We start from the raw sequence: 23,390 nt of genomic DNA, 5'->3' as shown, positions 1-23,390 counted from the left end.
TACACCTCATTCAAACAAATCTAATACCAGCTTCACTTCTCCTTGGCCAATTTCTAGCATTTGCGCAATTTCCTTTATGCTATAGCCCTTTTCTGAGAACTCCAAAATCATTTGATTATGATTCGTTTTTAATTGTTCGGTTTTTTGTTCTAACATTGTTGTTTGAGGTTGAAATTGCTCTTTATTAGTAACCTCTAACCTCATTTCTTCTTTAACGCTATTAAAAACTTCACTATTCCCATTTATATCTTTTGATTTTTCATTGATCATTTGATATAAAAACAATAGTTCCTTGTGTTTTTTATCTAATTCGCTTTTCATAAATTCTCCGTACTCGTTCATTTCACGAATCTTATGATTTAGCTCTTCGATTCTAGCACCATATTCGTTATAGTAATCTTCATTGTCATCATTTTTTGTAGTTTTGGGCATGCTTTTATCGTCTTTATAATAACTCCATAATATTGCTCCAAAGCCTAATATAACTAGTGTTATTGTCATACCCGCGTAGTTCATATTAACATTCTCCTTAAAACCTATAATAAACAAAATACAAAAAGAAAATAATATAGTTAAATTTTAATGTCTATTTTATTACGCATACCATTATTGGTCTTTTCTTCAATAACTTCTTTATCCTTCTTCTTTTTCTTACCTTGTGCATTGTATTCATTGTTACCTTTTTCTTTTGCATCAGCTTTATTTTGAAGTAAGTTATCCTCAGAGGTTTTTTCAACAGACTGATGTGCCTTTTCATTTTTTTTATCTTGGGCATGGTTAATGTCATGTTGATTAATGCCAGCTCTTTGTTGCTCCATATGCTTCATTTGAGCAACCTCTTGTAGCTTTGGAACCATAACCTGCATATCTAAAGGTCTGATTGACATATGAACCCCTCCTCTAAGAATCACTCTAAAGTGAACTTAATTTGACATCTGCGCCATCCTTTTGCATTAAGACATATTTAATTTCGTCTCTTACAAAATATTTAGCTGTTCCTATCGTAATTCTAACACCTGGGTAAACAATATTTCTTACTTTGATTTTGCCATCATTTCTTCTTTCAACTTCGTGCTTTAATTCCTCTATACGTTTTTCTGATTTACTTATTTTATTACTTAAAATAATTTTATTTCTAGTAGCAGAAATATACATTTCTTTTTTTTGTTCATCAAGTTCACCATCAATTTCTTTACGTTTATTCAGTAACGCCATGACTTGTTCGATTTTTTCTGCATCACTTAAAAGCTTAGGATATTCTTTATTGAGATCATTGTATTCATCCCAAATGAGAGGATCGATTCCAACCTCAATATTTGTTGCGGTGCCCATATGAGAACCTAATATATTCGCAGATATTTCAGTACCAGAGCGAACAGTGCCTCCGGTTATCATACCTTTTTTCCCTTCAACCTTGATCTCTTCCTTTGCTGAAACTTGACTATGAAGAATCGCTTCACTGTGAACCATACCTCCAGCAATTACTTCTCCATTTTCTATATATCTTGCAATAACATTTCCACCGGCTTGAATCCTACTACGATTCATTCCTTGTATACCTCTGTGCAGCAAAATATTGCCTCCTGCTTCTACGATTGCTCCTTCCACGACACCTAGCACTTCTATATCACCAGTTGCAACTAATTTAAAGCCTGTCATTACATTTCCACTTACTACGATTGATCCTTGAAATTCTACATCTCCTGTAGAACTTCCTACGTTTCCTGGAATGTCGTATGAATTATAAACCGAAACCTTGTCGTCTTCAAGTTTAACTAAACCATCTGATTCTGAAAAAAGTTCCGTAAAGTCACTATTCATACCTACATTTTTTCCTCGTTTCAGTTTCACAACTTTTGGCTTATTTGGTTTAATTTCAGTACCAAACACATTCATGCCAGAAATGCCTTCAAAGCTTGGTATCAACGTAGCTAATACTTGATCTTTTTTTACATTCGCTATAACATGTAATTTATGATAATTGACATTACCTTCTTCATCAACCTCTGGTCTAAAATCCTTATCAGTTTTAAAATGATATTGGATTTCTGCTTCCTTGGAAGGAACAGGCGTAATTCCAACTGCAATGATATAATCCCTATGGAATTCAATTTCATCAGCTAATTCTAATAATAATTTATCATTAATTGGAACACTAATTTTCATTTTACTTGCGTCTTCTAAAATGGCTTGGAGATTAAGCTCAACCTTATTGTGATTTTTAGTAGGGAAAAATTTAACAATTAGCTTCATTTGATCATCTGAAACGTATAAATTAAAATTCTTTTCAACTATCTCTTCAACAACCTCTTCCTCTTTCAACTCAGAAAGTTCGGAAATTTTAAAAAGCGGTTGATGATCAATATTTTCTAGAGCATCCGTTATAGACGTAATATTATATTCTATATTTCGTTCTTGAAGTTTGGTAGTGATCTCACCAATAGTAACTTTATTTCCATCTTCTGTAGGTGAAACCACTTCTATATACATGCCATCTTCCATTTCTTTTATTTCAAAATATCCGTCCATCCATGTAAACCTCCATTAGTTCGTCATAAAAATGCTAAGATGTGTACCTAGCGTACTTTTCATTTTACTTAAAGATTTTGTGTGTAATTGGCTGATTCTTGATTCTGAAACACCCATAATCGCACTGATTTCCTTTAATGTTAGTTCTTCATAATAATATAATATAATAACCTTTTTTTCTTTCTCGGATAGACCTTCGATTGCATTTGATAATAGATTTTTAAGGGCTTCACGTTCAGCCATTTCTTCTGGTTGCGTATATCTAGAGTTTGATACAGGTTCTACCCTTGTCTCTCCACCCTGTTCTACATATTCTTCAAGTGATGTTAATGCCAATGCTTTGGTTTGATTCATCCACTTATAATATTCATCGGTAGAAATTTCTAATTCATTACTTATTTCTTCATCGGTTGCAGTTCTGCCATGCTCAATTTCTAATTTTCTAATTGCAACATCCATTACTTTTTGTTTTTTTCTAATTGATCTTGGAATCCAATCCATTTTTCTTATGTTATCTAAAATAGAGCCTCTAATCCGAAGCGATGCATAGGTTTCAAATTTAACACCTTTTTCATAATCGAATTTATCAATTGCATCAATCAATCCAAAAATACCATAACCACATAAGTCCTCAAATTCCACATTGCTTCCTAAATACATGCTAAGTCTACCAGCAACAAATTTTACCAATTGAGCATACTCAATAATTAATTGCTCTTTTATTGTCACATCTTTCGTCTTACTGTATTTTTCCCAAAGTTTTGTTTTACTCACTTCATCCATATTGTCACCAGCTTTCAATTATATCATTTTCTTATTCAAAGCCTTCTTCCTCATCTTCCTCAACATTGTTCTTTTGTAAAGGATCTATTGGTTGATCATTAACTTCTTTTACAACTGGTATTTTCTGTGTCACTTCTAAGTCATTTAAAGCTTTAGAATTTAATGCTTCTGAACTTTTTATAGTCCTATCAATTATACTTTGAATAACTATCCCGATTATGTAAAACAAAACCACAACCACGAGCATTGTGTAGGATAATCTTTCAAGTGAATAATTTTGTACGAAACCCAATACCACAGCTATAATACTCGCTAAGAGTACGATAATGACTTTCATGATTTTTCTTTTCATATCAGCTCATTCCTATTATATTATTTTTACGGGCTTCCCAATAGTTTTTATTAACAGCTCACCCGATTCAGGGTTGAATTCTATTGTTCTACCATAATTATTACCACAATCTTCTGATATAATACGAATTCCCAGGGCTTGCAGCTTTTCTCTAGAGGCAATAATATTCCTTTCACCGACCCTCATTAAATCATTGGTACTATTAAAGGAAAACATTTGAGCTCCACCAGCAAGCTTGCCGACAAGTCTATTTTTTCTTGCACCGAGTAAGCACATATCCTCAATCATTTTATCTACTGCTGTATCGGCGAATTTTGCTATATTACTATTGTTTTTTATTTTTGTACTATCCGGTAACATAATATGAGCTAATCCACTCACTTTTGTAATTGGATCGTAAAGTATTATACCGACACAGGAACCTAATCCTAAGGTTGTTAAACCTTTAGGTGGTATACATACGTTAAGATCCGCCATCCCTACTTTTATTAATTCATCCATAGCTTAACCCCATATGCCTAGACTATTCAAAATTGTTTCATATGATTTCATGTCAGGAATCAAAATGAAGTATCCAAAAACACTTTCTTGTCCTTCACCAAAATCTGTTTGTATTAAAAGGGCCTTGTCTCCAATCTTACCAAATTCAATAGCAGGTACACTGAGGATAGCCCCCGCCATATCAATTGCCATATAAGGAACAGATGCAACTATTCTCAAGTTCGTTAATGTTGACAACGATGAGAGATATGCGCCTGTAATAATGTTTCCTATTTCACTTAAAGCAGATAAATCCATTTCAGAAAAATCATCAAAATTGTCTATATCTTTTTCCATTAAAATATTAATCAAATTATGCGCCGATGCTGTTTCTAAAACAAACATCATCATCCCATTTATTTCGCCTTCTACTGCTAATAAAATACCCACTATTTGATTTTCTGCTCCACCAAGAACTTCTGATAGTTCATTAAATTCAGAAATATTGACCTTAGGAACTCCCATGTCTATTCTTCTGTTAATGAGTTGTGATAATGCTGTTGTTGCATTTCCTGCTCCAATATTGCCAATCTCACGTAACACATCTAACTGGATACTGTCAATATTATCAAAATTCATTTCGCTCATGGATTCACCTCTTTCATTATGGTTTAACTACTGACATTTATAAAACCCTCAAGATTTAATAAAGTCACTAATTCACTTTTAATTTTTCCTACACCAATAATATAGTTTCCTCTTTCATCATTTGCTTCTCTAGCAACTGTTTGGATATCTTCTTCAGGAATTTCCGTTACTTCCTTAACTTCGTCAACAATTAGTCCAATTACTTGTCCTGAAATTTTAACGATAATGATTCTAGTATTGAAGGTATCTTCTTCATCTTCTAATCCAAATTTTAATCTAATTGACATAACAGGTATAATTTCACCTCTTAAGTTAATAACACCTTTAATATAATATGGTGCTTTTGGAACTCTAGTAATGTTTTGTATACGAACAATGTTTTGAATATATTTAATATTAATACCGTATTGCTCGCGTCCAATTTTAACTATTATATACTGTGTTATTTCTTCGTTTTTTGTTTGTTTCACATTCATCTCCATTAGTCTACCTCCTTATACTAAAGTATTGACATCAAGTATCAGTGCAACATCACCATCACCTAAAATAGTTGCGCCTGCGATCATCTTAATATTAGTTAAGAATTTACCTAATGTTTTAATAACAATCTCTTGTTGTCCGATTAATGAGTCTACAACAAAACCTGCTTTTTTATCACCCTTATTAACGATAACAACAGTAATAAACTCCTTATTAGCTGGTTCTTTATTAACGTCTAAAATATCGTATAGTCGTACTACTGGAATAACTTGTCCACGGAGGTTGATAACCTCTTGATTTTGAATAAATTTAATATCAACCACATTTACATTTTCAATGTTTTGAATTGTATTTAATGGAATAGCATATTTCTCATCTGCAATATTAACCATCAAAGCCTGAATAATGGCTAGTGTTAATGGCAATCTGATGATAAACTTACTTCCTTTTCCTAATTCATTTTTAACTTCAATAATACCACCAAGAGCTTCAATTTTTGTTTTAACAACATCTAAACCTACACCTCTACCTGAAACATCTGAGATAACATCTGCAGTGCTAAAGCTTGGTCTAAATAATAGTTCAATAATTTCTTGCTCAGACATAACTTCACCTTGCTCTACTGAAATTGTGCCTCTTTCTATTGCCTTTGATTTCACCTTAGCAACATTAATTCCATTCCCATCATCTGCAACTTCAATAACAACGTTATTTCCATCTTGATATGCTTTTAAATATACCTGACCCATTGGATTTTTACCATTTTGTGCTCTCACACTAGGCATTTCAATACCATGATCAGCTGAATTTCTAATTAAATGAACCAATGGATCTCCAATTTCATCAATTACTGTTCTGTCTAATTCAGTATCTTCACCAGACATATGGAATTCCATGTTTTTTTCAAGTTGTCTTGATAAGTCTCTTATGAGTCTAGGGAATCTATTGAATACACGTTCAATTGGAACCATTCGAACTTTCATTACCGCATCATGTAAATTCGTGGTAATACGTTCTAAATACTCTATTTGATCTGTGAAATTTTGATTTGTATTTTCTACTGTTTCTAAACCATTTTTAATAATAATCAACTCACTCACTAGATTCATAAGTGTATCTAATCTTTCGATATCAACACGAACTGTTCTATTGGTTTTTGGCTTAGATTGACTGCCTGGATTGCTCTGTTCACTTTCTTTTTGTGGTGTATCACTGGAGTCATCATCTTCCACTGCAGTTTTAGTCTCTACTGATTCATCAACATTTATGTCTCCAACAAGCACTTCTTCAACTTCTGCTATTGTCATTAATTGTCGACGTACTTCTGTTTGATCTTCTTTTGAAACAATAAAAACACTAAAATCATTTTCAAAATTTTCATCCTCAATATCCTGTACTGAAGGATATGCTTTTATTATTTGGCCTAAATTTTCTAAGGTTCTAAAAATAATGAAGGCTCTAGCTGATTTTAGAACGCAAGAATCCGAAATATATAATGTAATTCCAAAACAATTATAGTTTTCTTTACTTGCACTTACAAAAGCATGTTTCTCAAAATCAGTAAAAGGAATATTTGCATACTTGTGCACCTTTTCAGCAGCAACATCTACTTTCACTTTCGTTTTAACAACATGCTTATCAGCTTCAGCTTTACCATCCCCAGCTTTAACTTCACTATTTCCGCTTAAAATTGCATTGAGCTTTTTGATAATACTCTCGTTGTTATCTGGGCCTTCATTACCTGTTTCAATAATACTATCAACAAAGCGTTCTAATGCATCCAAGCATTGAAATAAAACGTCTAATAAATTTGCATCCACTTTCATATTATCATTTCTAATTTCTGAAAGAACGTTTTCCATATCATGTGTTAATACATTCATGCCTTTAAAGCCCATAGTTGCAGCCATACCCTTTAATGTATGTGCTGAACGAAAGACTTCGTTTATAACATCCTTACTTACAGTTCCTTTTTCTAATTCTAACAGTGAAGTGTTTAAGCCTTGTAAATGCTCTTTTGATTCTTCGATGAATATTTCCAGATATTGACTTATATCCATGTTTAAAGCACCCCCGATTGTTTTAAAATTGACTCAGCTATTTTTTCCAAAGGAACCACCTCATCAGCTATTCCTTTTTCTACTACAGATTTTGGCATTCCGTATACAACGCATGTTTCTTCATTTTGTGCTATGATATGCATTTTTTGCCTGCTCTTAACCTCTTGCATGCCTTCCATGCCATCTGATCCCATTCCTGTCATAATAACGCCAATCAGTTTCCTTGTTGATATTTCTGCTACAGAATTCATCATGACATTCACCGCCGGCTTATGTCCACCTTTAGGTGGGTCATCAGTGATGTGAATCACCAAATTTCCACTCTTGTCCTCTCTGATCTCAAGTTGCCTATCTCCAGGAGCTACATATGCTTTTCCATTTTCAATAATATCTTTATCCTCAGCTTCTTTAACACTTATTTGACTTAACTGATTCAATCTTTCGGATAAAGACTTTGTAAAACCAGGAGGCATATGTTGTACTACTACAATAGCAGCATTGATATTTTTGGGTAAATAAGGTATTACAAATTGTAATGCTCTTGGACCACCTGTTGAAGTCCCTAAAGCCACAAGATTCTTCACCTTACTAGTATTTGATGATAGTTGCTTAGGTAAAATACTTTTTGTCTCAAGATTGATTTTCTGAATAGACGGTCTAAATTGTGACATAATTTTTTTTCCTGATTCAGAAGCTTCTATAACCTTCGTAATTAATTCGTCTTTAATATCATCTGAATTAATCTTGAAAATATTATCTGGCTTTCTTACAAAATCATAGGCACCAAGCTCTAAAGCTTCAATGGTTTCTTTTCCGCCTTCTTTCATAAGAGTGCTCAACATAATAACTGGCGTAGGTCTTTCTATATTGAGTTGCTTAAGCATTTCCAGTCCATTCATGATTGGCATTTGAACATCAAGTGTAATTACGTCAGGCATAAGTTGGTTTGCTAATTCTAATCCTTCTTTGCCATTTTTCGCGACACCTATCACTTCACATCTTTCATCACTATTAATTATATCAGAAATCACCCTTCTCATAAATGCAGAGTCATCAACAATTAAAACTTTTTTCTTTTTAGACATAAAATCACATTCCTTTTTCTTTTTTTCTTCTTTTTCGCTCTTCTTCAAAGATAAAACGAATTACTACTTCTCTTACCTCGTTTGAAATTGTATCAAAGGCAACCCTAGTTTCATAGGTATTTGTGTTAAAATCGACAATATTACAATCAACAATAGAACCTGCAACATATAAGTGCTTTTGTTCATCTTCAAAATTTAATTGAATATGGCAAATTAGTGGCTCTCCATTAATGAGCTGTGTATTAGAGGTAAATCTCAAGCCTCCACCACTAATATCTAGAATAATGCCGCTATTCCATATTTCCTTCTCGTCTTCATTTTTATATTGAAATGACAATACACAATCTAATCTATAGTATTGCCTTCTTTGGTATTTTTGCATTTTAGATATCACTTTGAGGGTAGCCATAAACATATTATCTTCTCTTTTTCTATCAATAACCTCTGCTTCACATCTATATAGCCCTCTTGATGTATAAATACATAAATAGTATTCATGATTCAGCTCTAGCGGAATTATTTTACCATTTTCAATTGGCGAAGTAATAATCAATTCATTGTTTGAACCAATATCTTGAATTTTACTAAAAAGAGAATGTTGATTCGCTTTTATTACAGTCTTTCTTATAACTTCAATTTTATCCCCTAGTTCTACTGCACTATTTATCATATATACCACCTCACTTAACCTTTTTCATTTTTAAGATATTTGAAAACAAATTACTGATCCCTAATGGCTTAGCATCGTTAGATTCTTCATTTCCCAATAAATTATCTGCCAATTTTTCAATAGCCTTGGAAATATTTGACTTTGGAAAAAGCATCGCCACTGGTTTTTGTTCAATAACAGCCTTTTCTAAAGTCTTATCATAAGGCAAGTATCCAACATTCTTTAACTTAATATCTAAAAATCGCTCAGTAACCTTGTTAAGCTTTTTATATATTTCAAGTCCTTCAGCTTCTCCTGAAGCTTTATTGACAAGAAGATTGATTATTTTATCCTTCGAATTTCCACCTCTGTTTTTCATCGCTTTTAAAGTTGAATAAGCATCTGTAATGGAGGTTGGTTCCGGTGTTGTAATCAGTAGTACTTCATTTGAAGCAGTAACAAAATCAAGTACACTATCAGATATGCCTGCCCCAGTATCAATAATAATAATGTCTGCAAGGCAATCTAAATCATATAATTTGCTAATCATATAGTTTAATTGAGTTCTGCTTAAGTTCACAAGCTCTTGAATTCCAGAGCCCCCCGAAATAAATTCGATACCAAAGGGTGCAGAAGTTAATATGTCTGTTATGCTCATATTATTAAAAATCATATCGTACATTGAATATTTAGGCGCGATTCCAAATATTATTTCTATATTGGCTAGACCAAAATCAGCATCAAATATAACAACTCTCTTACCTTGTCTTCTAAAATTAATTGCAAGATTAACAGAAACATTGGATTTACCAACGCCCCCCTTACCACTTGTTACTGTAATGACTCTTACATCATTTTTTTTATAATTTACTTGATTGTTTTTAATAATATTTCTTAAGTTACTTGCTTGATCCATTATGATTCACATCCCCCTAATATCTTCTTAGCGATCTCGTGAACATTAACTTCACTTATGTCGTCGGGAACATTTTGCCCGAAGGTTACATAGGACAACAATGCATTGGTTTTAAGCTTAACATTTAATATATTCCCATAACTTGATGTTTCATCTAATTTCGTAAAAATAAGTTTGTATGCACTAATGTCATTATATGCATCTGTAATTTTTATTAAATCCTTATATTTAGTAGCCAGACTAAGAACTAAATATAGCTCTTTTTCTTCAATTTCATTTAATAGTTTTGATAATTCATTTTGATGCTCTTGGTTCTTATGAGATCTACCTGCTGTATCTATTAAAATCAAATCAACACCTTTAAAAGACTCAATAGCGTCCTTGAGCTCTGTAGCTGTATAAACTACTTTTATTGGTATGTTTAGTATGTTTGCATATGTTCTAAGTTGCTCCACTGCAGCAATTCTATACGTATCAGCTGTAATTAACGCAACTTTTTTCTCTAAATTAAGTGTGAAATAGGAAGCGATTTTTGCAATTGTGGTTGTTTTCCCAACTCCTGTTGGCCCTACAAAGGCTACTGTTTTCGTTTTACCTTTTGTAAGCTTAATGGTCTCTAAATCAGTAAGAAGCTTCACAATTCTCTTATATACGATTGATACAACATCATCAATGGTTGCCTTTTGATCATAGGAGAGCTCCCCTAAACCCAGCATCAATTGATTCACATATATTTCATCTAAATCATTTTCTATGAGCTGTTCATATACTACCTTGAGAAATGGTTGATCATGCGTCATATTCATTTTATCAACCTGTTCTTCTGCCGATTTTTTAATTAATCTTTGTTCTTGTTCATTTTTTTTCAAATCTGTTAGATGGTTTGAATCAGCGATATGTTTCGAATCAGCAAGTGTCTTTAAAAGTTGAACGAAAGTACTATCCTCTTGAGATGGATCAAGTTCTAAGTTAGCATTCTTACCTTGTGAAAAGCCTTCTGCTCTTTTATCTGCAAACTTGTCATTATTTAGAATACCTTTGTCATCAACGGCCGCAGTAACCTCCACATAAGGTTTTTTGAAAATTTTATAAAACCCTTTAGGCTTAATGTTTTTCACACTAACAATTAAGGCTTCTTTACCTAATTCATCTTTTACTTTTAGCATTGCTTCTTTTTCAGTAGAACCTTCGTACTTTTTTATCTTCAACTTACACTCACCATCCCAACAGATTGTAATTCTACATTTGAATCTAATTCATTAAAAGATAAGACTACTAAATCTTCAAATTCTTCTTGGGTCAATCTTTTGTAATATACTCTCACTATAGGTGAGGTTAAAATAATTGGCATTCTTCCTGTAGCGGTTAATTTCATGATTTCTTTTTTTGTAGCGCTTAATATTTGCTGTGTCATTTCAGGTTTTAATGATAAATATGTACCTTGTTCGGTATGCTTTACCGATTCCATGATTGCCTGTTCTATAGCTGGATCAAGTGTAATTACTTGATTAGATTCATCATTTTCAAAATATTTTGCAGAAATAGCTCGTTTTAGTGTTTGTCTTACATATTCAGTTAATACATCTGGGTCTCTTGTAACTGATGCATGATCAGCCATCGTTTCAAAAATTGTTACAAGATCTCTAATTGAAATTGATTCATTGAGTAAATTCATAAGAATTTTTTGAATCTCACCAACACTTAACTGCTTTGGTACCAATTCATCAATTAAGGTTTGGTTATTTTCTTTAACTGTATTAATCAATGTTTGTACGTTTTGTCTAGTTAATAATTCGCCTAAGCTCATCTTAATCACTTCTGTTAAATGAGTTGCAATTATGGATGGAGGATCTACAACTGTATACCCTAAGGTTTCAGCCCGCTCTCTTTGAGCCTCGGAAATCCAAAGCGCAGGTAGTTTAAAGGCCGGTTCAATTGTCTCAATACCATCAATTTCTTCTTCTACATAACCAGGGTTCATTGCCATATAGTGATCAAACAATATTTCACCTTCAGCTACCTTAGTCCCTTTTATCTTAATAATATACTGATTTGGATTAAGCTGAATGTTATCTCTTAATCTGATAATCGGTACAATAGTTCCTAACTCAAGCGCAATTTGACGCCTTATCATTACGACTCTATCCAATAAATCTCCGCCTTGGCTGACATCTGCTAATGGAATAATACCATACCCAAATTCAAGCTCAATTGGATCAACTTGAAGTAATGAAACGACATTTTCTGGTTTTCTTGTTTCTTCCGCAGCCACATCTTCTGTAGAAATCTCTTGTGCAACAGCTTGTACCTGTAAGCTTTTATCAATAGCTCTAGCAGCTAATATAACAAGTAAGCCGGTACCAGAAACAACAAAATCATTCAATGGTGTTGCTACCCCTAATAGAATTAAAACGGCTCCAGATAAATATAATACCTTAGGTAGTGCGAATAACTGACTCACTAATATATCACTAACATCAGCATCCTTAGTTACCTTCGTAACTAATATACCAGTAGAAAGTGCAATCAGAAGTGCTGGAATTTGACTTACTAATCCATCTCCAATCGTTTGAATCGTGTAATCTGTTAAGGCTTCTTGAATAGGATTACCATTTACAATCACACCAATCGTAAGACCACCAATTATATTAATAAAGGTAATAATAAGTCCAGCTACTGCATCACCCTTAACGAACTTACTAGCACCATCCATAGAGCCATAAAAACTTGCTTCATCTTGTATTTTTTGTCTTCTTGATCTAGCATCTTTTTCATCTATTAGTCCTGCATTTAGGTCAGCATCAATTGCCATCTGTTTACCCGGCATTGCATCTAACGTAAAACGTGCTGATACCTCAGCAACTCTTTCAGAACCCTTAGTAATAACCATAAAGTTAATAATAATCAATATAATAAACATAACAATACCGACAACTATACTATCTCCACCAACGAAGGTTCCAAATGTCTCAACAACGTTTCCAGCACTACCAGTAGTAAGGATAGATCTTGTCGAGGAAACATTTAATGATAGCCTGAAGATTGTTGAAAAGAGTAGAATCGTAGGGAAAGATGACATTTCCAAAGCTTCTCTTGCAAATAATGCATTAAAAAGAATAATTAATGATATTGAAAGATTGAGCGTTATAAGAATGTCAATTAATAGTGTTGGAAGCGGTAATATCATAATTATGATTGCAAGTATGACAAAGGATCCAAGAACTATATCACCAGGTTTTATCTTCATGCTCTAACACCTTTCTTTAGATTGTATTGTTACGCTTGTTTACTGTTTCTTGTTAGATTATATACAAAAGCAAGAATTTCTGCAACTGCTTGGTAAAGATCTGGTGGAATTTCTTCCCCAATTTCTACAGTGTAGAACAACGTTCTTGCCAAAGCCTTGTTTTCGACTATTTGAATATTATTATCTTTTGCAACCTCTCTAATTTTTGCTGCAATCATATCTGCACCTTTAGCGATTACAGTTGGAGCACCTTGATTATCAGAATCATACTTAACTGCTACAGCAAAATGGGTTGGATTTGTTATGATTACATCTGCTTTAGGTAAGTCTTGCATCATACGTCTCATTGATGCTTCTCTCATCTTTTGTCTTATTTTTGATTTAATTTCAGGATTACCTTCTGATTGTTTGTATTCATCTTTTACTTCTTGCTTCGTCATCTTTAATTTATTACTTAGATGTACTCTTTGATATATGTAATCTGCAAGTGCAACAATAATAAAAAATGCACCTACCTTAATACCAATGTCTAAACATAAATTAGCAATAAGGGCATACGCCTCAAGTACTGGTATATCATAAATTGCTAAAATTGTATTTTCATAATTCTTAAGCGTAGTATATACAAGAATAAGAATTATGCCAACTTTGATTAGAGCTTTTAATAATTCAACTATGGATCTCATTGAAAAAAGTCTTTTAAAGCCTTGTATCGGGCTTAAATTGCTTAGTTTTGGCATGAGAGGCTTTGTCGTAGGATGCCACCCTACCTGCATAAAGTTACTAACAAAGCCAACGAGGACAGCAACTATAAAAAACGGTGCTATCATGCCGATTAAAGTTTTTATTGCATGATTCATTAAGCCTGAAGCATATTGAATCGTTATTTCTTTTATAGTAAACAATCCAAAAATTTCTTTTGTAAATTGTATAAGATCAAGTATTAAGTTTGGTCCTAAAATTTTAAGGGCACTGAACATACTAATAAACATTAATGCAGTAGCTATTTCACTCGTTTTTGCAACTTGCCCTTCTTCTCTTGCTTTTTCTCTTTTTTTAGGAGTAGCCTTCTCTGTTTTTTCTCCACCAGAGCCTGCCTCTGCAAAGAACTGCAAATTATACTTTAATAGTGGTTTGTAGCTATCTTGTAGGTAAATCACAACGGCATCATACCCTTTATTAGATTGTCTATAAAAATAACCAACTTGTCTGTAATGATATCTCTTACAGCTGGGAAAATATTAAGTGTAATCAGCATAACACCTAGACCTAAAAAAATCTTTATGGGAAATCCGATTACAAACAAATTCATTTGTGGTGCTGTTCTGGCTAAAATTCCTAATACGACATCTGTTAATAGCATAACAAAAAAGAAAGGTGCAGCAATTTGCATTGATATTAAGAGCAATTCATTCATAAAGCCAACGAAGCTATCGTATAAACTCGAAGATAAAACCATTTGCCCTATTGGGATTAGTTCAAAACTTTTTATCATGGCTTTAATAAAAAAATGATAGGTATTGGTTAACAAAATCATTAATAGAACCATGTAATAATAAAATGTACCTGTAATAGTAAGTTGTATTTGACTCAATGGGTCGAATACGTTTACCATAGAAAATCCAACTTGATAATCAATAAACTGTCCAGCTAAGGTTAGAATCGTAAATACCATATAGGCACCCATTCCAATCAACCAGCCTACAAAGAATTCTTTGATTAGAACAATGCCAAAACCGATTGGGTCTGTACTAGCAATCGGAGTGGTCACATCTATTACATTAATCACAATTGTAGTTATAAAAAACGCAAGTCCAATTTTTGCAATAGTAGGAATATTTTTATTGCTAAAAATTGGTACTGATATAAACATGCTAGCGGTTCTCACAAAAACCAACAAAAAAACATCTAAATATTTATACGGGTTTGATAATAAAAGATCCATCTATTCACCTTTAACTAAAAATAAAAATGCTAAAGCTCGTATATAAACTATTCATGAGTTCTACCATTTGATTTAACATCCAAGGTCCAAAAACTAATATACTTATAAAAACTGCAAGAATTTTGGGAACAAATGCAAGAGTCTGTTCTTGAATAGAGGTCACAGTTTGAAAAATACTAATTAACAAGCCCACAATCAATGCTATCATTAGCATTGGTGCTGAAACCAATATTGTTTGCATGATCGCTTCCCTAGCCACATCAATAATTAAATCTTCATTCAAAGTAGCACCTTCTTATCAATTTAATAAGCTAATGGTAAAAGGTCTTAACAAGCTCTCGCACGACAAGACTCCATCCATCTGCAAGAATAAATAACAATATTTTAAAAGGCATAGAAATCATTACCGGAGGTAACATCATCATACCCATTGACATCAGTGTAGAGGCTACCACCATATCTATGACTATGAACGGGATATAAATTAAAAATCCCATAATAAAAGCAGCTCGAAGCTCACTAATAATAAATGCAGGGATTAAGGTTGTTGTAGGAATGTCATTTTGATCCGTTATATTATCTACTTTTGAAATATCAAGAAAAAGCTTTAAATCCTTATCATTAACCTGATCAAACATAAACGTTCTTATAGGTGCAAGTCCAGCATCAATCGCCTCTTGTTGAGATATTGTTCCAGCGCTATAAGGCTTTAGAGCAGTTTCATTTACTTGAGATATAACAGGAGACATAATAAATAAGGTGATAAATAATGCTAACCCAATCAATACTTGATTAGGTGGAGTCTGCTGCGTTCCTATAGCAGATCTAACAAAATGCAACACAACAACAATTCGAGTAAAAGATGTCATCATGATCAATAATGATGGAGCTAATGAAATTATAGTAAGGAAAAAAAGAATTTGTAGACTACTAACAACATCTTTACCCTCTGCTGTAGAACTTACGTTAAAATCAAATGAAATGGGTATTGGCACGTCTTCTGTTGTCGTTGCATGAACTTGATTGGTTCCAATAAACATACACATATTAATTATAATCAAAAACACAATCAGAATCACGGATGTTCGAGCTTTCTTGAACTTTACCATATAAGCCACTCCACTTTCTTATAGTAATAAAATGGCATCAAAAAAAAATTAATCTCCATTTTTTTTCGATGATTTTTTCTTTAAATACTTGTCCATATGATGACTAAAGGGTAATGATTCATTTGTAACACTTTGAAGTATACTTAAATCAATATGATCAGCAGAAACTTCTTTCATAAATGTTATTCTATCCTTGGTAACCCCTATTAGTACATAATCATTACCGACCTTAACCAATTGTATCGTTTTTTGAGGTCCGACACTAATCACTTCAACTATCTTTAAATTAGATAACTTCGTTCTTTTTAATTGATAGTTGCCAAGGAGCCTAGACGAATAATAAGCTCCAACAAAAATAACAACGCATAATATCAAGATATATACAATTTGAAAATACTGGTTTCCATTTCCCTTGTAGGCTATTTCACCTAGCAAAAATAAATATTTCATTGTTTACCACTCATATTCTTAAAATATTATCCAGTGACCTTTGATACTGCTTCAATAACACGTTCTGCTTGAAAAGGCTTAACGATAAAATCTTTAGCACCAGCTTGGATAGATTCAATAACCATAGCTTGTTGCCCCATAGCAGAACACATAATAATATTTGCTTTACTGTCGATGCCCTTAATTGCTTTTACAGCCTCAATACCATCCATCTCAGGCATTGTTATATCCATAATTACTAAATCTGGCTTTAACTCATTATATTTTTCTACAGCTTTAGCACCGTTCTCAGCTTCTCCAATTACAATATATCCATTCTTTGAAAGAATATCCTTAATCATCATTCTCATAAAAGCTGCGTCATCAACAATTAAAATGTTTTTACCTGCCATTTTTATCTCTCCTTCATGCATTTAAAATAAATATATTATGATTATACCATATACTATCTACTGCTACAATTTAAATATCTCAAAAAGTTCGTTTAATAAACTTTTTGAGATATTATAACCAAATTTTAGATATAAAATCACATAATACTACCCGAATGCTTGATGATTTCTGTGATTCTAATGCCAAAATTTTCATCTATTACTACTACTTCGCCTTTAGCGACAATTTTACCATTTACCAATACATCAATAGGTTCTCCCGCTAGCTTATTAAGCTCAATAATTGTCCCCGGGGTAAACTCTAAAATGTCTTTAATCGACTTATGTGTTCTACCAAGCTCAACAGTCACCTCCAGCGCAACATCCATAATTAAATCAATATTTTCTTTTTGTTGAATCACACTATTCATGTCAAAATTCTGGAATTGAGCTTGTTGAACTTCAATATTTCGATATCCAGCTCCATAATTGTCTCCCATTGGGGGATAAGGATTTTGATATGGATTAGGTTGACCATATGGGTTCATTTGTGGATATGGATTCATATTTGGTGGCATTTGTTGTTGCTGTGGCATTTGTTGCTGTTGCATCTGTTGTTGCTGTGGCATTTGTTGTTGTACATTATCTTGCGTCGGCGGTTCTTTTGGAGCCGCTGGTGCTGGTGGTGTGCTTACTTCCTTAGATTGGCTAAAAGCCTTATAAATATCTTGTGCAAACTGAGTTGGATACAGTTGCATAATTTCACTATCTATTAATTCTCCAATTTTCATATCAAACGAAACTTTAATAAATTCGCCTGTCAAAAATTCTGCAATTTCACTTGGATCAACGAAGTCGCTATTATCAACATAATTAGAAATAGGTGGATTAATATCAATTTTTTTCCCAAACATTGAAGACATAGAAGTTGACGCGGAACCAATCATCTGATTCATCGCTTCACCAATTGCACTTAAATGTAGCTCTGAAAGTTCTCCTTCAAAAGCTTCCCCTTCTCCACCCATCATTAAATCGGAAATAATTTTTACATCATTCTCTTTCAATACCAAAAGATTAGAACCAGACAAGCCCTCTTTGTAAACAATTTGAATAGCTACAAAAGACTTTTCAAATCCACTTGCAACCTTATCCCAAGTAGTAACCTCAACCCTTGGTGTAGTAATCAATACTTTTTGATTAACTAGTGAAAACAGTGTTGTTGCTGCAGTACCCATGCTAATGTTAGAAACTTCACCAATAGCATCTCTTTCTTCAGCAGATAATGTAAATGCAGAGCTACCTGCATCGTCATCTATTCCTTTCAGCAATGCATTTATTTCTTCTTGCGATAACATATCACCCATGAACTATTCCTCCCTTCGTACAACTGAGGTAATTTTAACAGCATTGTTGCTATCATGAATTCCTGGTTTTGCTCTAAATTTAATAATATCACCAACTAGTATATCTAATTCATCGTCAAGTTTCTGATCTAGCTTAATAATGTCACCCTTTTGTATATTCACAAAGTCATTTACAGTTATCGTCGTTCTTCCAAATATTGCTTTTACTGGTATTTTTGAAGAGCTTATTTGCTTTTCAATAATTTCATGATATATTTCAACATTTGTCTTTCTCATAGTTGAAAACCAGTATTTGGTATTCAATTTATCTAATACATCTTCTACACAAATATATGGAATACAAATATTAATTAATCCTTCAACCTTACCTATTTTCAAATTCAAGGTAAGTAAGGCAATAACCTCATTTGGCGAAACAACTTGTGCAAATTGAGAATTCGTTTCTATCTTTTCAAGGAGAGGATCTAGTTCAACAACATTTTTCCAAGGTTCTACCATTAGCTCTATTAAAATTGTCATCATCTTTTCGATAATTGCTAATTCTATTTCCGAAAAATCTCTTTCCTTATCTAAGGTTTCACCTTTTCCACCCAATAACCGATCTATTATGGCATACCCAATATTAACTGACATGTCCATTACAATAGATCCTTTCAAGGGTGCAAAGTCAATAATTCCAATCAGAATTGGGTTTGACAGTGCATTAGAAAATTCCGAATAGGATACGGCTTCTGAATTAATTACATCGACCTGACATGAATGCCTTAAGTACGCTGGTAAGGTCGTCGACACAAGTCTAGAGTAATGTTCGAAAATAATCTCTAATGTTCTCAAATGCTCTTTTGCAAATTTAGATGGTCTAGCAAAATCATATTCCTTAATTTGCTTAATTGCGGCATTAGACTTATATTCTTCAACATCAAGTTCTCCTGCATTTAAGGCGTTAAGCAAACTGTCTATCTCGTTTTGCGATAAAACTTCTCCCACTTCCTCACCACCTCCATTCAGCTATTATCTAACCTTTTATTTTGAACTTCCTAAATTGTTTTTAAAATACACTTCGACAATTGTGTCAGTCTCAAAAGCAGTACTAATTAAATCAAGTATCTCCTTTTGTAGGTTTTGTGTGAAGCCTGGTTTTTCAAAATCTTCTACTGATTTTGTTTCAATAAGCTTAGAAATTCTATCTCTAATTATGCCCTCATTTGCACCCATTAGTTCAAGAACACCTTCTGTTTTTTTGTTTTCATTGTCAAGTCTGAAACCAATTTCTATACTCTTATTCATAGATTTATCAGAGATTTCTGATTTTAATATTGCTATAACCGGTGATTTCAATTCAAAGTTTGTTGTTTCAGATAATGGTATTACTTTTTCTCCTTCTTCAGCAACAACCTCTTCCTCTGTTCCACCATTCAGCTTTTTTACTACTGAACTCATCATAATTACTGATACTGAAGATAACACTAACGCAATTACGATAAATATAGCACCTACAATAAATATTATTTTTCCCTTGTCCATAGTTCCACCTCATTTAGGTATAGTACTTAATGATTATTTATATAATTAATTGTCTTCTTTATTCAATAAAATATCTTCTGGTACAACTTCATCCGTTTCAACAATCAACTTAATTTCAACTCTTCTATTTTTCGCCCTGCCTTCTGGGGTTTCATTATCTGCGATAGGATTATATTCACCATAACCTGTGCAGGCTATCGAATCAGGATTGAAATTATACTGATTAATCAAAATAACTCCTACGGCGATTGCTCTTGCCGCTGATAAATACCAGTTACTAGGATATTGCACTGTATTTATATCCCAGTCATCTGTATGCCCATCAATTTGGATATTGTACTGTTTGTAATTTTTTTCTATGATCATATTTGCAATGCTATTCATTATACCTTTTGCTTCTGGTTTCAAAACAGCTTGCCCTACATCAAAAAGCACTTCGCCTTCAATTGTTAGCTTAACATAATTTGAGTTATAGGAAAGCACGATATCTGATTCAATGCCTTCTTCAATTAAATATTTCTGAATTTCTTTCGCAATTTTTTCTGTTTTGGAATCATAATTTCCTGCACTTGCACTAGTCTGTTCACTTGGATCTAATGTGGTTTCGTCGCTAGTGGATGAGTTTTTCTTCTCATCTATCTTTAATTCTTCCGACTCAGAATCCTCAGCTGTGGGAGGTTTGTTGTCTAAAATCAATTCAATATCACTTAATTGATCCACACCATTTGTAATTAATTCCTCACCTGTTAGTGCTATGCCTCCTGGCATTACATCAATTTGATTTTCAAAAGAACTAAAGGCAGCTTTGTATTTTGTTATATCAACATTAGACATAGAATATAGTAAAACGAAAAAACATAATAATAGTGTAGCTAAGTCTCCATATGTAGCCAGCCATGGTGGTAACCCACCGCTTGATGGCGCTTCATGCTTCTTTGCCATTATGCATCACCTTCTGTTCCTTCTGCTTCAGTTAATGATTTCCTTAATATAGGTGATAAGAACGCTTTTAGCTTTTCTTCAATTACTCTTGGATTTTCTCCAGCTTGAATAGACAAAAGACCTTCAATCATAACTTCCTTTAAAAGCACTTCATCACCACTTCTAATTTTCATTTTGGATGAAAAAGGAATTGCAAATAAATTAGCTAATATCGATCCATATAATGTTGTAATTAATGCAACTGCCATACTTGGACCAATAGAACTTGGGTCGTTCATATTTTTCAACATATTAATAAGGCCAATTAATGTACCAATCATACCCCAAGCAGGACCTAATTCACCAAGCTTATCATAGAATCCTTGAATAGATCCATGTCTAGTTTGTATAAAAATCAATTCCGTTTCCAATATATTTCTTACCAATTCAGGATCTGTTCCATCGACTATTAATAATATTCCTTTTTTCAAAAAATCATCATCAATAGATTCTGTTGCTTCTTCAAGAGCAAGTAATCCTTCTTTTCTAGCTACATTTGATAATTCAATAATTTTCTTAATTACAGTTCCTTCATCCATTGTTTGATTTTTAAAAACCAAGCTTATTGCTTTTAATGAATTAATGTACCTATCCAAAGGATAAGATACTAGGACTGCTGAAAAAGCACCCCCAAAAACAATCATTGCTGAAGGGGCATCCCAAAAAGTTAACAATGAGCCATTCAACAGAATTGATACAGCCACGAAAACGATTGCGGCAACTAACCCGATTATTGTAGCAAGATCCATCTTTTCACCTCGTTCTAGAGCCTATTCCTTCCCATGATCATAGTCTCCATTGTAAATTTTCATCTTAAAATCTATAACTCGCTTTAATACTTCTTTGCTTGATTCTTTAATTATTAATTTTTTACCTGTTGTTAGAGTGACTACTGTATCAGGTGTTTCTTCAATGGTTTCAATTAAATCATTGTTAAGTAACACTGTTTCATTGTTCATTTTAGTTACAAAGATCACACTATCACCTACTTTTTATTGAACAGGCTTAGCTGCTCTAAAAAGGATCACGACTGTTGCATAATACATAACCTACGCTCATACTATGCAACGGCCTTAATCAGTTTATTGTATCATTATCTCTTGAGATTTACAAGTTCTTGTAACATTTCGTCGGAAGATGTAATGATTCTTGAATTTGCTTGGAAACCTCTTTGCGTTGTTATCATTTCTGTAAACTCTCTTGATAAGTCAACATTTGACATTTCCAGTACTCCTGCATTAAAACTACCACCGGAAGATTTAACATCTTCACCAATTCCATCGAAGTCTCCTGAGTTGCTTGTTGTTTCAAATAGATTAGCTCCGATTTTTTGTAATCCTGCTGGGTTTTGGAATTTCGCAATAATAACTTGACCGAGTAGTTTGGTTTCACCATTTGAGTATCTTCCAAGTATTTTTCCATCAGAGCCTACTTCAAAACCTGAAATTGTACCAGCTGCATTACCAGCACCTAAACCATTCGCATCACCAGATGTACCAGTAACTGTTGTATTACCAGCAAACATGGTTAGAGCTGATGCATCGATATTCATAGGTACTTGGAAGGTAGAAAAAGGAGTTGTGATACTAGGTATCGTAAATGGTGCTGGTACAACACTAGCAACCTTTCCAGTTGTTGTGTCAAATGTAACTGTACCTACGGCAGCAGTATTTGTTATAGCATTACCTTTGACATCTGTAATACTATTTGCTGGTAAATCAAATTGGTACACATTAGGTGTAGCTGCGTTTGGTTGTGTTATTTCAAATTGAGCTGTATATGTATAGCCTAAACTATCATAAACTTTAAAGGAAAAGGGAGAACCTATACCAGGTGCTACTTGTGGATCATTTTTATTAATATTACCTGATAATGTTACAGATGTAGTCAGACTTGGTTCTACATACATATTATCAGCATTAAGAATTTGTAATGGAACTACTTTTGTCTTTGAAATTAGACCTGATGTCGCATCTGGAGTCCAACCCATAACATTTAATCCATCAGGGTTTACTAAATTTCCCGCTTCATCTACTCTAAACGCTCCTGCTCTTGAAAATTTATTTCCTGTAACATCCGATACTACAAAAAATCCATCACCTTCAATTTTTAAATCCAATGGATTATCTGTTCTCTGTGCAGCACCTTCTGTCATATCCACATCAATAGAAGATATTCCTGCACCAAGTCCAATTTGCATTGGATTCGTACCACCGCTATTTTCACTAGCACCACTGGCACCTTGAATCGTTTGACTAAATACTTCACTAAATGTTACACGGCTTGATTTAAAGCCTACTGTATTAACATTCGCAATATTATTACCAATAACATCCATTTTTGTTTGGTGAATCCTTAAACCGGAAACACCAGAGTACATCGAACGCATCATAATAAATGACCTCCTTAATATGTAA

General features: G+C 33.2%; 27 protein-coding genes. All 27 read right to left on the bottom strand.

Annotated elements, in window-relative coordinates; all coding sequences use genetic code 11:
* Positions 1 to 6 precede the first annotated feature (6 nt).
* The gene (locus CVU84_02745; protein ID PKM95738.1) at positions 7 to 516 is read right to left on the bottom strand and encodes a hypothetical protein; all 510 of its coding nucleotides are present in this window, start codon (positions 514 to 516) and stop codon (positions 7 to 9) included.
* A gap of 56 nt (positions 517 to 572) precedes the next feature.
* On the bottom strand, positions 573 to 887 hold the full coding sequence (locus CVU84_02740; GenBank protein ID PKM95737.1) for a hypothetical protein: 315 nt from the start codon (positions 885 to 887) through the stop codon (positions 573 to 575).
* A gap of 25 nt (positions 888 to 912) precedes the next feature.
* On the bottom strand, positions 913 to 2,529 hold the full coding sequence (locus tag CVU84_02735) for a hypothetical protein (protein ID PKM95736.1): 1,617 nt from the start codon (positions 2,527 to 2,529) through the stop codon (positions 913 to 915).
* Positions 2,530 to 2,544: 15 nt separating this feature from the next.
* Positions 2,545 to 3,312 carry a FliA/WhiG family RNA polymerase sigma factor gene (locus CVU84_02730; GenBank protein ID PKM95735.1) on the bottom strand — a complete coding sequence of 256 codons (768 nt, stop codon included), beginning with the start codon at positions 3,310 to 3,312 and terminating at the stop codon, positions 2,545 to 2,547.
* Positions 3,313 to 3,343: 31 nt separating this feature from the next.
* The gene (locus CVU84_02725; protein PKM95734.1) at positions 3,344 to 3,664 is read right to left on the bottom strand and encodes a hypothetical protein; all 321 of its coding nucleotides are present in this window, start codon (positions 3,662 to 3,664) and stop codon (positions 3,344 to 3,346) included.
* Positions 3,665 to 3,679: 15 nt separating this feature from the next.
* The gene (locus CVU84_02720; protein PKM95733.1) at positions 3,680 to 4,165 is read right to left on the bottom strand and encodes a chemotaxis protein CheD; all 486 of its coding nucleotides are present in this window, start codon (positions 4,163 to 4,165) and stop codon (positions 3,680 to 3,682) included.
* A gap of 3 nt (positions 4,166 to 4,168) precedes the next feature.
* Complete coding sequence (locus CVU84_02715; GenBank protein PKM95732.1) at positions 4,169 to 4,792, bottom strand: CheY-P-specific phosphatase CheC; 624 nt, start codon at positions 4,790 to 4,792, stop codon at positions 4,169 to 4,171.
* Positions 4,793 to 4,815: 23 nt separating this feature from the next.
* Positions 4,816 to 5,274: a chemotaxis protein CheW gene (locus tag CVU84_02710; protein ID PKM95731.1), complete on the bottom strand. Its 459-nt coding sequence runs from the start codon at positions 5,272 to 5,274 to the stop codon at positions 4,816 to 4,818.
* A 12-nt stretch (positions 5,275 to 5,286) separates the two neighbouring features.
* Positions 5,287 to 7,332: a chemotaxis protein CheA gene (locus CVU84_02705; protein ID PKM95730.1), complete on the bottom strand. Its 2,046-nt coding sequence runs from the start codon at positions 7,330 to 7,332 to the stop codon at positions 5,287 to 5,289.
* 2 nt (positions 7,333 to 7,334) lie between these two features.
* The gene (locus CVU84_02700) at positions 7,335 to 8,417 is read right to left on the bottom strand and encodes a chemotaxis response regulator protein-glutamate methylesterase (protein ID PKM96110.1); all 1,083 of its coding nucleotides are present in this window, start codon (positions 8,415 to 8,417) and stop codon (positions 7,335 to 7,337) included.
* A gap of 4 nt (positions 8,418 to 8,421) precedes the next feature.
* Positions 8,422 to 9,087 carry a hypothetical protein gene (locus tag CVU84_02695; protein ID PKM95729.1) on the bottom strand — a complete coding sequence of 222 codons (666 nt, stop codon included), beginning with the start codon at positions 9,085 to 9,087 and terminating at the stop codon, positions 8,422 to 8,424.
* Between the two features lie 10 nt (positions 9,088 to 9,097).
* Positions 9,098 to 9,982, bottom strand: a complete 885-nt coding sequence (locus tag CVU84_02690) for a MinD/ParA family protein (GenBank protein PKM95728.1) — start codon at positions 9,980 to 9,982, stop codon at positions 9,098 to 9,100.
* Positions 9,982 to 11,190 (bottom strand): flagellar biosynthesis protein FlhF, encoded by a 1,209-nt coding sequence (gene flhF / locus CVU84_02685; GenBank protein PKM95727.1) that lies wholly within the window; start codon positions 11,188 to 11,190, stop codon positions 9,982 to 9,984. Before flhF ends, CVU84_02690 begins: the two co-directional genes overlap by 1 nt.
* Positions 11,187 to 13,223, bottom strand: a complete 2,037-nt coding sequence (gene flhA / locus CVU84_02680; protein ID PKM96109.1) for a flagellar biosynthesis protein FlhA — start codon at positions 13,221 to 13,223, stop codon at positions 11,187 to 11,189. Before flhA ends, flhF begins: the two co-directional genes overlap by 4 nt.
* 35 nt (positions 13,224 to 13,258) lie before the next feature.
* Positions 13,259 to 14,389 carry a flagellar biosynthesis protein FlhB gene (gene flhB / locus CVU84_02675; GenBank protein ID PKM95726.1) on the bottom strand — a complete coding sequence of 377 codons (1,131 nt, stop codon included), beginning with the start codon at positions 14,387 to 14,389 and terminating at the stop codon, positions 13,259 to 13,261.
* Positions 14,386 to 15,174 carry a flagellar type III secretion system protein FliR gene (locus tag CVU84_02670; GenBank protein ID PKM95725.1) on the bottom strand — a complete coding sequence of 263 codons (789 nt, stop codon included), beginning with the start codon at positions 15,172 to 15,174 and terminating at the stop codon, positions 14,386 to 14,388. Before CVU84_02670 ends, flhB begins: the two co-directional genes overlap by 4 nt.
* A gap of 10 nt (positions 15,175 to 15,184) precedes the next feature.
* On the bottom strand, positions 15,185 to 15,457 hold the full coding sequence (gene fliQ, locus CVU84_02665) for a flagellar biosynthetic protein FliQ (GenBank protein ID PKM95724.1): 273 nt from the start codon (positions 15,455 to 15,457) through the stop codon (positions 15,185 to 15,187).
* Positions 15,458 to 15,485: 28 nt separating this feature from the next.
* Positions 15,486 to 16,283 (bottom strand): flagellar biosynthetic protein FliP, encoded by a 798-nt coding sequence (gene fliP / locus CVU84_02660; protein ID PKM95723.1) that lies wholly within the window; start codon positions 16,281 to 16,283, stop codon positions 15,486 to 15,488.
* 48 nt (positions 16,284 to 16,331) lie between these two features.
* Positions 16,332 to 16,733 carry a hypothetical protein gene (locus CVU84_02655; GenBank protein ID PKM95722.1) on the bottom strand — a complete coding sequence of 134 codons (402 nt, stop codon included), beginning with the start codon at positions 16,731 to 16,733 and terminating at the stop codon, positions 16,332 to 16,334.
* Positions 16,734 to 16,759: 26 nt separating this feature from the next.
* Positions 16,760 to 17,125, bottom strand: a complete 366-nt coding sequence (locus CVU84_02650; protein ID PKM95721.1) for a two-component system response regulator — start codon at positions 17,123 to 17,125, stop codon at positions 16,760 to 16,762.
* Between the two features lie 137 nt (positions 17,126 to 17,262).
* Positions 17,263 to 18,468 (bottom strand): flagellar motor switch phosphatase FliY, encoded by a 1,206-nt coding sequence (locus tag CVU84_02645; GenBank protein PKM95720.1) that lies wholly within the window; start codon positions 18,466 to 18,468, stop codon positions 17,263 to 17,265.
* 3 nt (positions 18,469 to 18,471) lie between these two features.
* Positions 18,472 to 19,455 carry a flagellar motor switch protein FliM gene (fliM, locus tag CVU84_02640; GenBank protein ID PKM95719.1) on the bottom strand — a complete coding sequence of 328 codons (984 nt, stop codon included), beginning with the start codon at positions 19,453 to 19,455 and terminating at the stop codon, positions 18,472 to 18,474.
* Between the two features lie 36 nt (positions 19,456 to 19,491).
* Positions 19,492 to 19,992 carry a hypothetical protein gene (locus tag CVU84_02635; GenBank protein ID PKM95718.1) on the bottom strand — a complete coding sequence of 167 codons (501 nt, stop codon included), beginning with the start codon at positions 19,990 to 19,992 and terminating at the stop codon, positions 19,492 to 19,494.
* A gap of 45 nt (positions 19,993 to 20,037) precedes the next feature.
* The gene (locus tag CVU84_02630; protein PKM95717.1) at positions 20,038 to 20,934 is read right to left on the bottom strand and encodes a hypothetical protein; all 897 of its coding nucleotides are present in this window, start codon (positions 20,932 to 20,934) and stop codon (positions 20,038 to 20,040) included.
* A complete protein-coding gene (locus CVU84_02625; GenBank protein PKM95716.1) occupies positions 20,934 to 21,722 on the bottom strand; it encodes a motility protein A in 789 nt (262 codons plus the stop codon). Before CVU84_02625 ends, CVU84_02630 begins: the two co-directional genes overlap by 1 nt.
* A gap of 21 nt (positions 21,723 to 21,743) precedes the next feature.
* Positions 21,744 to 21,950, bottom strand: coding sequence for an endoflagellar protein (locus CVU84_02620; protein ID PKM95715.1), 207 nt, complete (start codon positions 21,948 to 21,950; stop codon positions 21,744 to 21,746).
* Positions 21,951 to 22,066: 116 nt separating this feature from the next.
* Positions 22,067 to 23,365, bottom strand: coding sequence for a hypothetical protein (locus CVU84_02615; protein ID PKM95714.1), 1,299 nt, complete (start codon positions 23,363 to 23,365; stop codon positions 22,067 to 22,069).
* Between the last annotated feature and the right edge of the window lie 25 nt (positions 23,366 to 23,390).

This window comes from Firmicutes bacterium HGW-Firmicutes-1 (genome assembly GCA_002841625.1).
Lineage (GTDB): Bacteria > Bacillota > Clostridia > Lachnospirales > Vallitaleaceae > HGW-1.
Note: the sequence above shows the minus strand (reverse complement) of the source record. Positions and strands in the feature narration are given on the sequence as shown.

What these genes read in the sequence shown, in the direction of transcription:
- CVU84_02710 (PKM95731.1), bottom strand. Translation starts at nt 5,274, where the DNA reads ATGGAGATGAATGTGAAACAAACAAAAAACGAAGAAATAACACAGTAT.
- CVU84_02740 (PKM95737.1), bottom strand. Translation starts at nt 887, where the DNA reads ATGTCAATCAGACCTTTAGATATGCAGGTTATGGTTCCAAAGCTACAA.
- CVU84_02720 (PKM95733.1), bottom strand. Translation starts at nt 4,165, where the DNA reads ATGGATGAATTAATAAAAGTAGGGATGGCGGATCTTAACGTATGTATA.
- CVU84_02705 (PKM95730.1), bottom strand. Translation starts at nt 7,332, where the DNA reads ATGGATATAAGTCAATATCTGGAAATATTCATCGAAGAATCAAAAGAG.
- CVU84_02700 (PKM96110.1), bottom strand. Translation starts at nt 8,417, where the DNA reads ATGTCTAAAAAGAAAAAAGTTTTAATTGTTGATGACTCTGCATTTATG.
- CVU84_02645 (PKM95720.1), bottom strand. Translation starts at nt 18,468, where the DNA reads ATGGGTGATATGTTATCGCAAGAAGAAATAAATGCATTGCTGAAAGGA.
- CVU84_02690 (PKM95728.1), bottom strand. Translation starts at nt 9,982, where the DNA reads ATGGATCAAGCAAGTAACTTAAGAAATATTATTAAAAACAATCAAGTA.
- CVU84_02735 (PKM95736.1), bottom strand. Translation starts at nt 2,529, where the DNA reads ATGGACGGATATTTTGAAATAAAAGAAATGGAAGATGGCATGTATATA.
- CVU84_02715 (PKM95732.1), bottom strand. Translation starts at nt 4,792, where the DNA reads ATGAGCGAAATGAATTTTGATAATATTGACAGTATCCAGTTAGATGTG.
- CVU84_02630 (PKM95717.1), bottom strand. Translation starts at nt 20,934, where the DNA reads ATGGCAAAGAAGCATGAAGCGCCATCAAGCGGTGGGTTACCACCATGG.
- CVU84_02695 (PKM95729.1), bottom strand. Translation starts at nt 9,087, where the DNA reads ATGATAAATAGTGCAGTAGAACTAGGGGATAAAATTGAAGTTATAAGA.
- CVU84_02625 (PKM95716.1), bottom strand. Translation starts at nt 21,722, where the DNA reads ATGGATCTTGCTACAATAATCGGGTTAGTTGCCGCAATCGTTTTCGTG.
- CVU84_02635 (PKM95718.1), bottom strand. Translation starts at nt 19,992, where the DNA reads ATGGACAAGGGAAAAATAATATTTATTGTAGGTGCTATATTTATCGTA.
- CVU84_02655 (PKM95722.1), bottom strand. Translation starts at nt 16,733, where the DNA reads ATGAAATATTTATTTTTGCTAGGTGAAATAGCCTACAAGGGAAATGGA.
- CVU84_02745 (PKM95738.1), bottom strand. Translation starts at nt 516, where the DNA reads ATGAACTACGCGGGTATGACAATAACACTAGTTATATTAGGCTTTGGA.
- CVU84_02725 (PKM95734.1), bottom strand. Translation starts at nt 3,664, where the DNA reads ATGAAAAGAAAAATCATGAAAGTCATTATCGTACTCTTAGCGAGTATT.
- fliP (PKM95723.1), bottom strand. Translation starts at nt 16,283, where the DNA reads ATGGTAAAGTTCAAGAAAGCTCGAACATCCGTGATTCTGATTGTGTTT.
- CVU84_02670 (PKM95725.1), bottom strand. Translation starts at nt 15,174, where the DNA reads ATGGATCTTTTATTATCAAACCCGTATAAATATTTAGATGTTTTTTTG.
- CVU84_02650 (PKM95721.1), bottom strand. Translation starts at nt 17,125, where the DNA reads ATGGCAGGTAAAAACATTTTAATTGTTGATGACGCAGCTTTTATGAGA.
- CVU84_02730 (PKM95735.1), bottom strand. Translation starts at nt 3,312, where the DNA reads ATGGATGAAGTGAGTAAAACAAAACTTTGGGAAAAATACAGTAAGACG.
- CVU84_02615 (PKM95714.1), bottom strand. Translation starts at nt 23,365, where the DNA reads ATGATGCGTTCGATGTACTCTGGTGTTTCCGGTTTAAGGATTCACCAA.